The sequence below is a fragment of the Micromonospora parva genome (assembly GCF_040649675.1).
Lineage (GTDB): Bacteria > Actinomycetota > Actinomycetes > Mycobacteriales > Micromonosporaceae > Micromonospora > Micromonospora parva.
In genome coordinates this window covers 453,764-466,718 of sequence record NZ_JBEZFX010000004.1, presented here as the reverse complement: position 1 = coordinate 466,718, position 12,955 = coordinate 453,764, and the positions used below count along the sequence as shown (strand labels likewise).

The window sequence follows — 12,955 nt, the reverse complement described above, 5'->3', positions numbered from 1 at the left end:
AGCGCCGTTTCCGGGCCGCTTCAGCGCGGCCCGGCACTCTTCGGACACCAGTTTCTTCCGCACCAGGAATGGAGCGTTCGATGAGTCTTTTGGCACACCGCCTCGCGGTGATCGGGGTGGCCAGCGCGACGGTGCTGGCCATGTCCTCCGCCGCCGTGGCCCAGACCGTCAAGCCGCCGCGGAAGGGCGCCGACTGCGTGGTCCAGCACGTCGACGAACGCGGCGGAACCGTCCGTACCGAGACAGCGCCCGAAGGCAAGGAGTACGGCGCGTTCCGCTGCGTCGGCGGACTGTGGACGTTCGGCTGGGCGCCCTTCGCGGCCGACGACATGATCACGGCCGGTGAGATTCAGGTCGACCCGGCCGGTGCCGTGTCGGTCCGGCGGTTCACCGGCCCGGCGCTTGGCAACGACCTCACAGTGGGCGAGATCGCCGGCATCGCCCAGGCCGTCAGCGGCAGCCGGGAGGTGTTCGTCGACCGCGCGATCGTGGCGGTCGACGACGGCAAGCAGCGGACCCCGGAGCAGGTCGCGGCGCTGCTGGCGGGCAAGGACGACACCGGCGTACGGGTGCTGGACATCGTCGAGAAGCCGGACGCCGCCATGTCGACGAAGGAGATCATCGACGAGGCCGGCGGCACACCCGAGACGACAGTCGTCTACTTCAGCCTCTGGGGAGCGATCAAGTCGGTGTTCGCCTGGATCGTCGACACGGTCGGCGAGATCGGTGAGTGGATCGACGACCACTGCGACTGGGGATCCCCCAACGACGTCGGCGACATCGTCACGTGCCGCTGGTAGCCCGACCGACAGTGCTCATCGAGACAGTGAGGGGAAGAAGATGACAACTCTGCGGGACATCACCAGGCGCGTCACCGTCGTCACGACCGCCCTGATCGTCGGGCTGACCGCCTCGTACGCGCCGTCGCAGGCCGCCGACGGTGCGGCCCGGACGACGATCACCGACCACCCCGGTGCGCCGGGGACGATGCTGCAACGGTTCGAGGAGCTGACCGGCCGGCCCGTCGGCGACCTGGACAAGGTGCTGGCCGTCGACACCGGCGGGCGGAACCTCACCGGCGACGAGCTCGAAGCGCTGGCCACCGGCAAGGAGGTCGACGGTGTCACTGTCGTCGGCACGATTGCGGGCAGCCGGGGCGTCCTCGGCACGACCATGGCCGACCTCGCCGACGGGACGTACGACGGCACCGGCGACAGCCCGACGGCGACCTCACTGCTCTTCGCGTCGTCCGCCCCCGACGGCCGGGAGTGGTGCCTGACGATGTGCGTCGCGTCGGGCAAGTCCATCTGGGAATGCCTGCTGTCGCGCCGGACGGGCGACCTGATCCTCACCCTCGACCTGGCCGGCGGCACCACGATCGGCGAGACGAAGGCTGCCTTCGAGAAGGCCAACGGCGTCGCCGTCGACGGCCCGGACACCGTGGAGACCCTGGTCGGCGAGGGTGAGCCGTCGGCGGATGAGATCAAGGCACTGCTCGACGGCAAGGACGTCGAGTCCTTGCGGCGGGTGGCGACAGTGGACGGGCCGGATCCCGGGTGGGCGCTTGCGGACATCGCGGAGAAGTCCGGTGTCGTGTACGCGAAGACCAAGGGGCACCTTTTCACCCTCAACCTGCCGATCCTCGGCAAGATCCTGGTGTTCTGCGTTTCGCAGGATGGCGGGAAGACCTGGAAATGCTCGGCCCGGCAATGGGGCGGGTTCTGACGGGTAGGCCGTCGGACGGTCCCGCTCCGGATCGACCCCACCGGTCGAGGCGGAGCGGGACCGCATGCCCGCGGCTGCTGGTCACCGGCGACAGCGCCAGCGCGTGTCCGGCAGGGACAGCCGCGAACCGGGCGTGCCCCGATACTCCTCAGGTGATCAGCAGCGACCCTCGCCTCCCGTGGCCGTCCCGCTCGTCCCACCCGGCGGACAGTTCGACACTGCCGCTCTACATGGTCCTCTTCTTCGTGCTGGGCCTGGTTGCCTTCGCCGCGCACGGGGCGGGCGACGGCCGGGAAGCACTCATCATCGCGAGCATCGTCTCGGGGGTGTTCTTCGCGTGTTTCCTGATCCTCTTCGCGGTCTACTGGATCGGATACCTGCTCAAGGAGCACGCCGTCTGGCTGGCCGGGCGCCAGGCTGAGTCCGGTGGGGCGGATCAACAGCCGGAGGAGTGAGTAGCCTCCGCCGAGGAGTCCGCGACCGGGTCAGGACACGCCGGTGCGGATCTCCGATCGGGTCGCGACGACGCGGTGGCGGCGGACCGGGTACAGCACCGGGTGGGAGATGCTCCAGGCGGCGCCCGCGCAGACGATCTCCTTGTAGCGGGCCGCCAGCTTCCCGGTGAGCAGAGCCGGCTTGGCCCGGTCGTCGGCGGTGACGTACTGGATGATGCCGTCGCGGCGGCCGAGGCTGATGCACTGGTTGAAGTAGCGCAGCGGGGCCTTGGGGAACTTCGTCCGACCGGTGAGCCGCGCGGCGATGGCGTCGGCGGCCTGCCAGGCCATCGGGATGCCCGAGGCGCACGACATGCGCAGTGGCTTGCCGCCCGGTCCCGCGGCGATCGCGGCGTCGCCCACCGCGTACACCTCGGGGTGGGAGACCGACCGCATGCTGTCGTCGACGATGATCTGCCCGGTCTCCGCGACCGCCAGGGTCGTGGCGGCGGCGATCGGGTGCACGGCGAAGCCGGTCGTCCAGATTGTCACCTGGGCCGGGATCTCCCGACCGTCGCGGGTGAGCGCGCCGGTCGCCTCGACCCGCGCGATGTCGGCGTGCTCGTGCACGGTGATGCCGAGCCGGTCGCAGACGCCGCGCAGGTGCTGCTGCGCCCTGCCGTTGAGCCAGTCACCGAGACCACCGCGGGCGGCGAGCGCGACACGGAGGTCCGGCCGGGCCTCCGCGATCTCGGTGACCGCTTCGAGGCCGGTGAGGCCGCCGCCGACGACGAGCACGGTCCCGCCGGCCGCGAGGTGGGCGAGGCGGTCGCGCAACCGCAGCGCCGACGGCCTGCCGGCGATGTCGTACGCGTGCTCGGCGACCCCGGGGACGCCATGGTCGGCGGCGGTGCTGCCGAGGGCGTAGACGAGCGTGTCGTAGGCGATCTCGTCGGTGCCGTGGTCGTCGGCGAGCGCGACGGTCCGGCGGTCGGCGTCGACGGCGGTGACCCGCGCCAACCGGAGCGTGACGTCGGTGCCGGCGTAGATCTCGCTCAGCGGGCGGGGTTTGAGGTCCTGCCCGATGGCGAGTTGGTGCATGCGGACCCGCTCGACGAAATCCGCGTCGGCGTTGACGACGGTGATCTCGGTGTCGCCGGGGTGCAACCGCTTGGCGAGGCGCCCAGCGGCCATGGCTCCGGCGTAGCCCGCTCCGAGGACGACGATGCGGTGCTTCATGGTGGCACTCCTGTCTCGGTGGTGGTCGCTTCCTGAACCGGACAGCGCCCCGATTCCTGACAGGAGCGGGCTATGAGCTGGATCACCAGACGTGCAGGGCGGGATCCTCGTGCTCGGAGACGGACCACTGCCGGCTGGCGCGGCCGAGTTTGTCGGGGTTGACCTGGTTGTGGATGGCGGTGACCCCCTCGGGCGTCACCTGCAGCGACATCACGCCGATGACCCGGTCGTCGACCACGACCACCACCGCCGGAGCGCCGTTGGCGGTGGCGACGTGCAGGGCGGGGCTGCCGCCGACCAGGTCCCGTTTGACGTCGGCGGGCTTGAACAGGCCGCGCAGGAACTTCGCCACGGCCAGTGCGCCGACGATCGGCGCGGACCGGGCCGGGATCTTGCCGCCGCCGTCGGCGGTGCTCGTCACGTTGTCGGTCAGCAACTCGACCAGCCGCTGGATCTCGCCGTTGTTCGCCGCCGTGAGGAACTCCGCGACGATCTTCCGGGCGGTGGCCCGGTCGACCTCCGCGCGGGCCCGCTCGGCGCTGACGTGTTGCTTGGCGCGCCGGTAGGTCTGTTGGCAGTTCGACTCGGTGATGCCGAGGATCTCGGCGATCTCACCGTGCGAGTAGCCGAACGCCTCCCGCAGCACGTACACCGCGCGCTCGTTGGGCGACAACCGCTCCAGCAGGGTGAGCACCGCCATCGAGACCGATTCGCGTTGCTCGGCGGTGTCGAGGGGGCCGAGCATCCGGTCCCCGGCGAGGACCGGTTCGGGCAGCCAGGTGCCCACGTAGGTCTCCCGCCGGGCCCGCGCCGAGGTGAGCTGGTTGAGGCACACGTTGGTGAGGACCTTCGTCAGCCACGCCTCGGGCGTCTCGACGTGCTCCCGCTCGGCGGCCTGCCAGCGCAGGAACGTGTCCTGGACGGCGTCCTCCGCGTCGCTGGCCGAGCCCAGCAGGCGATAGGCGATCGCCTCCAGGCGGGCCCTGGAGCGCTCGAACAGCTCCACCTCGTCCGGACTGAGCGGCATGGTTCGATAGTCAACCACGCCCGCGACCTCGCCGGCCGATCGACGGCGTACCCGACAGCGTCGATCATGGAAGACTGAGGACTTCCGGTGTCGCCGTCAGCACCGCTCGGCAGCTAAGGACCCGCATGCCCGTCGACGTCGAACCCTATCGAATTTACGTGCCGGAGTCGGAGCTGACTGACCTGCGTGTTCGGCTGGCGCGTACGCGTTGGCCCGAGGCGGCGACGGCGTCCGGCTGGACACACGGCATACCCCTGCACGAGGTGCGGAGCCTCTGCGGGTACTGGGCAGAGTCGTACGACTGGCGGGCCGCCGAGGCGCGGCTCAACGCGGTCCCGCAGTACCTCGTCACCGTCGACAGCTTGACGATCCATGTGCTGCACGCCCGGTCGTCGTACCCGGGCGCGATGCCGCTGGTGCTGACCCACGGCTGGCCTGGCTCGGTGTTGGAGCTGGTCGACCTGGTCGAGCCGCTCACCGACCCACTGAGCCATGGCGGCACCGCCGAGGACGCCTTCGACGTAGTGATCCCGTCGCTGCCCGGGTACGGCTTCAGTGGCAAACCCATCCGCCCTGGGTGGGGCATCGAACGGATAGCCGCCGCGTGGGCGGAGATCATGGCGGCGTTCGGCTACACCCGGTACGGAGCCGCCGGCAGCGACTGGGGCACCAGCGTCTCCAGCCTCCTCGGGGCACTGGACGGCGAGCACGTGGCCGGCGTTCACCTCGTACCGCCGCTCGCGGGACCGGACCCGGCCGCCGCCGAGGACCTCACCGATGCCGAGCGCCAAGCGTTGGCTCACCTGCGCCGACGCGGCGTGTCCAGCTCGGCGTACTCGGAAGCCCACCGCACCGCGCCGCAGACCGTCGGGTACGCCCTGCTGGACTCGCCGGCCGGCCTGTGCGCCTGGATGGGCGAGAAGTTGATCAGCTGGACCGACCCCGCTGGCCCTTCCGCCGGCCTCACGCGGGACCAGATCCTGGACCAGGTCACGCTGTACTGGTTGACCGGGACGGCGGCATCGTCAGCACGCCTGTACGCGGAGAGCATCGACCGGGTGTCCGGGTGGATCAGCGGCGAAGACGCCACTCAGGTCCGCGTACCCGTCGGTGCCTCGATCTTTCCCGCCGAGCTGCCCCGGCCGTCCCGGCGCTGGGTGACCCGCCGCTATCCGGACCTCCGGTACTGGAAGGAGCACGATCGCGGTGGGCACTTTCCCGCGCTCGAGGTGCCGGAGCTGCTGATCGCCGACCTGCGCGCCTTCTTCCGGCCGCTGCGCGCAGGTGCTGCGATCACGTGATCGAGCGTGCTGGTCGTACCCTTGCTGCGGTGACGTCCGATTCGCTGCGCCGTGCCCTCACCGCACCCGCGGACCCGCCGCTGCGGCCCCTGCCCGAGCAGGTCGTCGCCCTGCTGGAGACCCTGCACGCGCCGCCGCGTCTCGCCGCGCACCTGCGGGCCGTGCACGAGGTCGCCGCGCAGCTCACCGACGCGGTGGCGGTCCGGTTCCCGCAGCTCCCGTTCGACCGGGAGGCGGTGCTCTTCGGGGCCGCCACCCACGACGTCGGCAAGGTCCGGCACCCGGAGGAGTTGTCCGGTCCCGGGTCCGCGCACGAGCCCGCCGGCTACGAGTCGGTCTTCCTCGACCTGGACGACATCCTCGACCGGATCGCCGCCGACGCGGACCTTCGGCTCGCGTTCCAGGCAACCCATCCGGTACGCGGGTGACAGCGGTCAGCGGCTCGCCGGGCTCGTTCCGGCCTTCCGGTGCGGCGGGGCGGGCATGGTCGGCGTCTGGCCGAGCGCCGTCGACCGACGGGTGACCGTGGCGGCCACCGCTGCTGTCAGGCAGATCGCCGTGGCGACGACGAGCGGCGGGCGGGCGCCCAGGTGCACGGCAGCGGAGCCGAGGGGGATCGCCGCGACGAGCGGTCCGAACATCGCGGTGTTGGCCGTCGCGGCGACCCGTCCCAGCAGCGCCGCCGGCGTGTGGGTCTGCACGGCGGTGACGGCCGCGACCAGGGTCGCGGGCAGGCCCACGCCGGCCACCACCGCCCCGAGGACGGTCGCCGGCCACCACGGCAGGCAACGTGCCAGGCAGCCGAGCGCGAACAGCGCCGTGCCGGCGACACCGACGGCAACGGCACCCCGGGCCGCGATGAGCCGGCCGACGATCAGGCCACCGAGAATCGAACCGGCCCCCTGCGCGCTGGCCAGCACACCGAGGAACGTCGTCGGCAGCCGCAGCTCGGTCACGACGATCGCGTAGATCCCCGCCGTCGTGAAGCCGGACATGGCGATGGACACCGCGGCGAGCACGACCGGCAGACGTGTCGCCCGCTCTCCGAACAGGGCCACCAATCCGGTACGCGGGCCGCCGCCGGGTTCGATCCGCTGGTCGGCGGGCGTCCAGCGCAGCCGGAGCACCGCGTACAGGACGGCGACCAGGATCGGCATCGCGGCGCTGAGCACGGCGACGGCGGGACCGCCCCGCCACGCGTAGAGGCCGGCCCCGGCGAGGGGAGCGACGAGCTTCATGCCCTCCTGCGCGCTGGAGCGCCACCCGTTGACGTCGCCGAGTTCAGTGGGTGCGAGCGCCGACGGCAGCAGCGCCGTCTCGCCGGCGTCGATCAGCACGTAGCTGACGCCGTACGCGCACGAGACGGTGAAGATGAGCCAGGTCTGCCCGGGCCCCCGCACCGTGAGCAGGGTCAGCAGGGCGGCTGCCAACAGGAGGTTGACGGCGATGACCAGCGGTCGCCGGGGCACCCGGTCGAGCAGGCCGCCCAGCCAGGGCCCGGCGAGCACCGGGGCGTACACGCAGAGCCCGGCGAGGGCGGCGAGGCCGGTGGAGCCGGTGAGGTCCAGGATCCAGATGCCGTTGACCAGTGACATCGCGCTGCTGCCGAAGCCGGACAGCAGGGAGATCGCCACGAACAGGCTCGCGTTGCGACGCATGAGCGCTCCGAGTTGAGTCGAGGTGACTCACATCCTCAAGCGTGAGCTGAGTGCGCGCAATGCTGCTCGATCCTGTCAACGCTCCGTTGACAAGGCGGCATTGATCGTGGTTGCCGCGGTTCGGGCGGGCGCGGGCAGTCGCTCGCCCGCTTCGGTGAGGTCGGTGGCGAGGTGCACTGCCAGCGCGTACAGCGAGCCCGGGGCGGCATCCAACGCGGTCTCCACAGTGCTCCGGACCAGAGCCGCGCGGCGAAAACGGTTGTCCCACCGCTGATCGGCGCCGATCCACCGGGCAAGGTCGGCGACCGCCGTCCGCAGTGCCGCGACCTGCGGAGGCAGCCGGAGGTCTAGCTGCTGCCGCCGCGACCACCGCGCCGCCACCAGCCGCTGTCGCCGCTGCTCGGCGGCCTGTCGACTGCCGAGGCCGAGGGCTGTCGCGATCTGCGCCCAGGTCGCACCGTCGTGGCGCGCCCGATCGATGATCTCCAGCTCCCGCTCGTCCAGGCGAGCGCGGGCGGCGCGCACCTCCGCCAACCGCGCCAGCTCCGACGTCATGTGTCAACGTTACATTGACAGGCCTTCGGCGCTGATCATCCTGGGCGCGCGGACCAGGAAGACGTCCACCGGATCCTCGGCGTCGACGGTGAAACCGTGCCGCTCGTACAGTCGTCGGGCCGGGCTGCCCCGCAGCACGTTCAGGCGAACCGGGGTGCCGTCGCGATCGCAGCGCTCCAGCAACTCGCGCAGCACGGCCGTGCCGATGCCACCGCCCTGTAACCGTGGGGCCAGGTAGAAGTGCTCCAGCCAGTGGGCGTCCCCGTCCGGTCGCAGCGCCACGCAGCCGGCGAACGCGCCGTCCACCTCGACAACCCAGGTGTACGCCGGCGCGAAACCGTCCCGCAGGCGCTGCCGCACCCGCTGGTCGTCGTACCGCCCCAGCCGCTCCAGGTCGGCACGCAGCACCACCGCCCGCAACTCGGCCACCGCCTCGACGTCCGCCGCCGAAGCCGGCCGAAGCTCCCAGTCCGCCATGATCAATAAGTTATCGCGGCCCGGCGCCCTCGCCGGCCACCCCGCCGTCGCCTCCGTCACTTGTCAAACGGAACAGCGTTCCGTATCGTTCGTAGCGGAACGTGGTTCCACTTGCTCAGGATGTCAGAGCCGGTGGGCCAGTGTCACCTCAACCTTCCGTGGAGGAACAGTCATGCAGTACCGCACCCTCGGGCGCACCGGCGTCCAGGTCAGCACCCTCGTGCTCGGCGCAATGAACTTCGGCAAACTGGGGCACACCACCCAGGGCGAGGCGACGGCGATCGTCGACGCCGCGTTGGAGGCCGGGATCAACCTGATCGACACCGCCGACATGTACAGCCAGGGGGAGTCGGAGGAACTGGTCGGCAAAGCCATCGCCGGCCGTCGCGACGACATCGTGCTGGCCACGAAGGCCGGCATGCCGATGGGCGACGAGCGCAATCAGCGGGGCAGCTCGCGCCGCTGGCTGGTCACCGAGTTGGACAACAGCCTGCGCCGCCTCGGCGTCGACCACGTCGACCTCTACCAGATCCACCGGTGGGACCCGACCACCAGCGACGAGGAAACCCTGTCGGCGCTGACCGACCTGCAACGGGCGGGAAAGATCCGCTACTTCGGCTCCTCGACCTTCCCCGCGTACCGCATCGTCCAGGCCGAATGGGCTGCAAGGGAGCACCACCTGGGCCGGTACGTCACGGAGCAGCCCAGCTACTCGATCCTGCAACGGGGGATCGAGGCCCACGTCCTGCCCGTGACCGAGCAGTACGGGCTCGGCGTGCTCGCCTGGAGCCCGCTCGCCTCGGGCTGGCTCTCCGGCGCGATCCGCGCCGGCCGGGAGATCACCACCAGCCGCTCGGCGATCCTGCCCGCCCGCTTCGACCTCAGCATCCCGGCCAACCAGGCCCGACTCCACGCTGTCGAGCAGCTGGCCACCGTCGCCGACGAGGCGGGGCTCACCCTGATCCAGCTCGCACTCGGGTTCGTCACCGCGCACCCGGCCGTGACCAGCGCGATCATCGGCCCCCGCACCATCGACCACCTGCACGCCCAACTCGCCGCCGCGGACACCGTGCTCCCGGCCGACGTGCTCGACGCGATCGACGCGATCGTCGCACCCGGGGTCGACCTCGCCGCAGGCGAGAAGTTCGACACCCCGCCCGCCCTGCTCGACCCGGCGCTGCGGCGTCGCTGAGCCAACGGGTGCGGTGGGCGGCGCCGTTGGTCCCGCCGCTGGTCTGGCTGCTCCAGACCGCCCCGCCGACCATCTCGACTGAACGCCAGCACCGACGGCCCCTGGCCTGTCGTATCGGTCCGGGATGGTGCAGCCGGTGTGGGCGAACGGTGACACGTACGAGGCGTACGTGGGTCGGTGGAGCCGCCTGGTCGCTGTGTCCGCCGCCCGCTGGTCGGACGCGCCCTCGCCTACGGGCGCCGCGCGACCAGCGGGGCCGGTGCCACACCGCTCTCGCCCGTGCGGGACGCTCGGCGGACGGCGGGCACGACAAGCGCCGCCACCACTGCCGCGAGCGAGGTGACGGTCAGCATCTCGAACCCGTGGGTGAACCCGGACTCGTACGGCAGACCGTCCGGACGCAGGTGGCCGGTGACGATGCTGCTCATCACGGCCGCCCCGATCGATCCACCGATGGTCCGGATGTTCGCGTTCATCCCCGCCGCCACACCGGTCTGCGCGGCCGAGACGTTCTGCACGATCAGGTTCGTCATGGACGCGTACGCCAGGCCGATGCCGACCCCGAACACGGACGAGGCGACCACGATCTGCCAGCGTGCGTCGTGGGCCACGGCGAGCAGGGCGCACGAGACCACGCTGAAGGCGGAGCCCGCGGCGAGTTGTGCCTTACCGCTGAGAATCCGCTCCATCCGGCCGCTGACGATGCCGGTCAGGAACATGGCGACGAGCATCGGCACCAGCAACAGCCCCGCCTCGGTGACGCTGGCCCCGAACCCATAGCCCGCGACCGTCGGAGTCTGCACGAACTGCGGCAGGAACGCGAGGATGGCGAACATGCCCGCGCCGAAGAGCAGCGCGACCAGGTTGGTGGTCCACACCGTCGGCAGGCGCATCACCCGCATGTCGACGAGCGGGTTGGTCGAACGGGTCTCGGTGATCACCCAGGAGGCGAGGACGAGCACCGTGACGAGCAGGAGACCGAGTACCCTACCCGAGGTCCAACCCCACGCCGGGGCCTTGCTGACCGCCAGCATCAGCGCGACGAGCCACCCGGACAGCAGTACGGTGGCGAGCCAGTTGATCCGGCCCGGCGTCCGTACGGGCGACTTCGGTATGAGGAAGTGCGCCGCCACGGCCGTCGCGATCAGCACGACCATGGGGATCCAGAAGAGCCCCCGATAGCCGAAGGCGCCGACGATCGGCCCGGCGAGCACGGTGCCCAGTCCCCCGCCGGCGGCGAGCAGGGCCGACATCGCCCCGATCGCCGCCGTGCTCCGGGCCGCCGGGAACTCGTCCCGGATGATCCCGAACGACAGCGGGAAGACGGCACCACCGACACCCTGCACGATCCTGGCCACGATGAGCACGCCGATGTTCGGTGCGATGACGGCCAGCAGGCAGCCGGCGATGAGCGCGACCAGGGAGACGACGAACATCCGCTCCTTGCCGACCATGTCACCGATCCGTCCGAGGATCGGCGTGAAGACCGACGCGGAGAGCAGGTACGCCGTCAGCACCCAGGTCACGGTGTTCTGCGAGGTGTGCAGGTCGTGCTGGATCGTCGACAGCACCGGGCTGACGAGCGACTGCAGCATCGCGAAGAAACCGGCGCCGGCCGCGAGGACGGCGAATGTGATCCGGTAGGGGGTACGGGTGGTGGTCCGAGCCACGAAAAGACTCCAGTTCTCGGTGGTCGGGAGCAGACAGCGGTCCTGCTCAGACCGCGATGGTCTTGTGCTCCACGTACTGGGCCAGGCCGACGGTTCCGAACTCGCGGCCGATACCGCTGCCCTTGTAGCCGCCGAAGGGCGCGTCGAAGCCCGGGTCGGCGCCGTTGACGGTGAAGAAGCCGGTACGGATCCGGCGGGCGAGCGCCAGGCCACGCTCGACGTCGGCCGTCCACACCCCACCGCCGAGCCCGTACGGGGAGTCGTTGGCGATGCGTACCGCGTCGTCCTCGTCCTCGTACGCGATGACGACGAGGACCGGTCCGAAGATCTCCTCCTGGGCGATGCGCATGCCGTTGTCGACGTCGGCGAAGACCGTCGGCCGTACGTAGTAACCGCCCTCGAGCCCCTCCGGCACCTCGGGACCGCCGGTGACGAGACGCGCCCCCTCGGAGATGCCGAGTTCGATGTAGCTCCGGACCCGCTGCTGCTGGTCGGCGCGGACCATCGGGCCGATCCACGTACCCGGGTCGGCGGGGTCTCCCACGACGAGGCTCTCCGTCATGGTCTTCACGGCCTCGACGACCTCCTCGTAGCGGCTGCGCGGGGCCAGGATGCGGGTGTGCGCGACGCAGGATTCGCCGTTGTTGCCGAACGACAGGAACCTGAGTCCCTCGACCACGGCCGAGAGGTCCGCGTCCGGCAGGATGACCGTCGCGGACTTGCCGCCCAGCTCCAGGCTCACCCGCTTGAGCTGCTGGCCCGCCACGGACGCGATCGTGCGCCCGGCGGCGGTCGATCCGGTGAAGGCGACCTTGTCCACGTCGGGGTGCGCGACGAGATACGCGCTCGTCTCCCGGCCCGCCGGCAGGATGCTGACCACGCCCTCCGGCAGCCCAGCCTGCTCGAAGATCTCGCCCAGCACCAGCGCGTCCAGCGCGGTCTCGGGCGACGCCTTCAGGATGACCGTGCAGCCCGCCAGCAGCGCCGGAATCATCTTCACCAGTGCCGACTGGTGCGGGGCGTTCCACGGGATGACCGCGGCGACCACACCGACCGGCTCGCGTCGGATCAGCGGGCCGGATTCGGTTGCCCGTTCCTCCCACCCGAAGGCCTCGGCGGCCCTCAGGTAGGCGCCGGTCTGCTCCGCCAGTGCGTGCAGCGTCCACCGGGTGAACCACGACGCGGAGCCGTTCTCCGAAGTGATCAATGCGGCCAGTTCGTCGGCCCGCGCCGCGTGTAGTTCGTTGAATCGGGCGATAACCGCCTGGCGTTCCCGCGGCGTCATCCGGGGCCACGGCCCGTCGTCGAAGGCCTTCCGCGCGGCGGCGACCGCTCGGTCGACGTCGGCCGGTGAGGCCTCGGCGGCCCGCCCCACCAGCGACTTGTCGTGTGGCGAGTGGACGTCGAGCAGGCCGCCCTCGGCGGGCGCTACCCACTGGCCACCAACGTAGAGCTTGTCGTGAACGATCACAGTGACTACTCCCTTATTGCAGGTTTTGGGCCGATTCGTAATCGGCGTCCGGACTGCCGCCCCCGCCGCGTACGCGTTCCGCGCCGCGATCATCGGGGGGCACAACGATGTGGCGCGTCGTATGTCTAGCTGCCACAAAACCGTAGCGCTTATCTCTGGTTTCGCCACCAACGTGTGCAACTAGCGGCGTGACCTGCCACACAGGG

The 12,955-nt window shown here is 70.8% G+C and carries 13 protein-coding genes; 6 read left to right on the top strand and 7 right to left on the bottom strand.

Features of this window, described 5'->3' with window-relative positions; translation table 11 throughout:
* Nucleotides 1-80 precede the first annotated feature (80 nt).
* From AB0C03_RS13415 to AB0C03_RS13405, 3 genes are all read left to right on the top strand, one after another.
* On the top strand, nt 81-800 hold the full coding sequence (locus AB0C03_RS13415) for a hypothetical protein (RefSeq protein ID WP_357636734.1): 720 nt from the start codon (nt 81-83) through the stop codon (nt 798-800).
* Nucleotides 801-840: 40 nt separating this feature from the next.
* The gene (locus AB0C03_RS13410) at nt 841-1,725 is read left to right on the top strand and encodes a hypothetical protein (protein WP_210865408.1); all 885 of its coding nucleotides are present in this window, start codon (nt 841-843) and stop codon (nt 1,723-1,725) included.
* Nucleotides 1,726-1,877: 152 nt separating this feature from the next.
* Complete coding sequence (locus tag AB0C03_RS13405) at nt 1,878-2,180, top strand: hypothetical protein (RefSeq protein WP_210865409.1); 303 nt, start codon at nt 1,878-1,880, stop codon at nt 2,178-2,180.
* Nucleotides 2,181-2,210: 30 nt separating this feature from the next.
* Here the strand turns inward: AB0C03_RS13405 and AB0C03_RS13400 are convergent, their stop codons facing one another.
* Nucleotides 2,211-3,398 carry an NAD(P)/FAD-dependent oxidoreductase gene (locus AB0C03_RS13400; protein WP_210865410.1) on the bottom strand — a complete coding sequence of 396 codons (1,188 nt, stop codon included), beginning with the start codon at nt 3,396-3,398 and terminating at the stop codon, nt 2,211-2,213.
* Nucleotides 3,399-3,480: 82 nt separating this feature from the next.
* A complete protein-coding gene (locus AB0C03_RS13395) occupies nt 3,481-4,425 on the bottom strand; it encodes an RNA polymerase sigma-70 factor (RefSeq protein ID WP_357636729.1) in 945 nt (314 codons plus the stop codon).
* A gap of 125 nt (nt 4,426-4,550) precedes the next feature.
* Here AB0C03_RS13395 and AB0C03_RS13390 point away from each other — a divergent pair, with 125 nt between their 5' ends.
* Together AB0C03_RS13390 and AB0C03_RS13385 are read left to right on the top strand one after the other, a co-directional pair.
* A complete protein-coding gene (locus tag AB0C03_RS13390; protein ID WP_210865411.1) occupies nt 4,551-5,726 on the top strand; it encodes an epoxide hydrolase family protein in 1,176 nt (391 codons plus the stop codon).
* A gap of 29 nt (nt 5,727-5,755) precedes the next feature.
* Nucleotides 5,756-6,154, top strand: a complete 399-nt coding sequence (locus AB0C03_RS13385; RefSeq protein WP_357636725.1) for an HD domain-containing protein — start codon at nt 5,756-5,758, stop codon at nt 6,152-6,154.
* Nucleotides 6,155-6,160: 6 nt separating this feature from the next.
* Here the strand turns inward: AB0C03_RS13385 and AB0C03_RS13380 are convergent, their stop codons facing one another.
* From AB0C03_RS13380 to AB0C03_RS13370, 3 genes are all read right to left on the bottom strand, one after another.
* Nucleotides 6,161-7,384, bottom strand: coding sequence for an MFS transporter (locus tag AB0C03_RS13380; protein ID WP_357636722.1), 1,224 nt, complete (start codon nt 7,382-7,384; stop codon nt 6,161-6,163).
* A 75-nt stretch (nt 7,385-7,459) separates the two neighbouring features.
* Nucleotides 7,460-7,939, bottom strand: coding sequence for a hypothetical protein (locus AB0C03_RS13375; RefSeq protein ID WP_357636719.1), 480 nt, complete (start codon nt 7,937-7,939; stop codon nt 7,460-7,462).
* Nucleotides 7,940-7,948: 9 nt separating this feature from the next.
* A complete protein-coding gene (locus AB0C03_RS13370) occupies nt 7,949-8,416 on the bottom strand; it encodes a GNAT family N-acetyltransferase (protein ID WP_357636716.1) in 468 nt (155 codons plus the stop codon).
* Nucleotides 8,417-8,588: 172 nt separating this feature from the next.
* Between AB0C03_RS13370 and AB0C03_RS13365 the strand changes: the two genes are divergently transcribed.
* Entirely contained in the window at nt 8,589-9,608 is a 1,020-nt protein-coding gene (locus AB0C03_RS13365) for an aldo/keto reductase (RefSeq protein ID WP_030330352.1), read from the top strand.
* Nucleotides 9,609-9,838: 230 nt separating this feature from the next.
* Here AB0C03_RS13365 and AB0C03_RS13360 read toward each other — a convergent pair whose 3' ends face one another.
* Together AB0C03_RS13360 and AB0C03_RS13355 are read right to left on the bottom strand one after the other, a co-directional pair.
* Complete coding sequence (locus AB0C03_RS13360) at nt 9,839-11,278, bottom strand: MFS transporter (RefSeq protein WP_357636712.1); 1,440 nt, start codon at nt 11,276-11,278, stop codon at nt 9,839-9,841.
* Nucleotides 11,279-11,324: 46 nt separating this feature from the next.
* A complete protein-coding gene (locus AB0C03_RS13355) occupies nt 11,325-12,749 on the bottom strand; it encodes an aldehyde dehydrogenase (RefSeq protein WP_357636709.1) in 1,425 nt (474 codons plus the stop codon).
* Nucleotides 12,750-12,955: the final 206 nt, after the last annotated feature.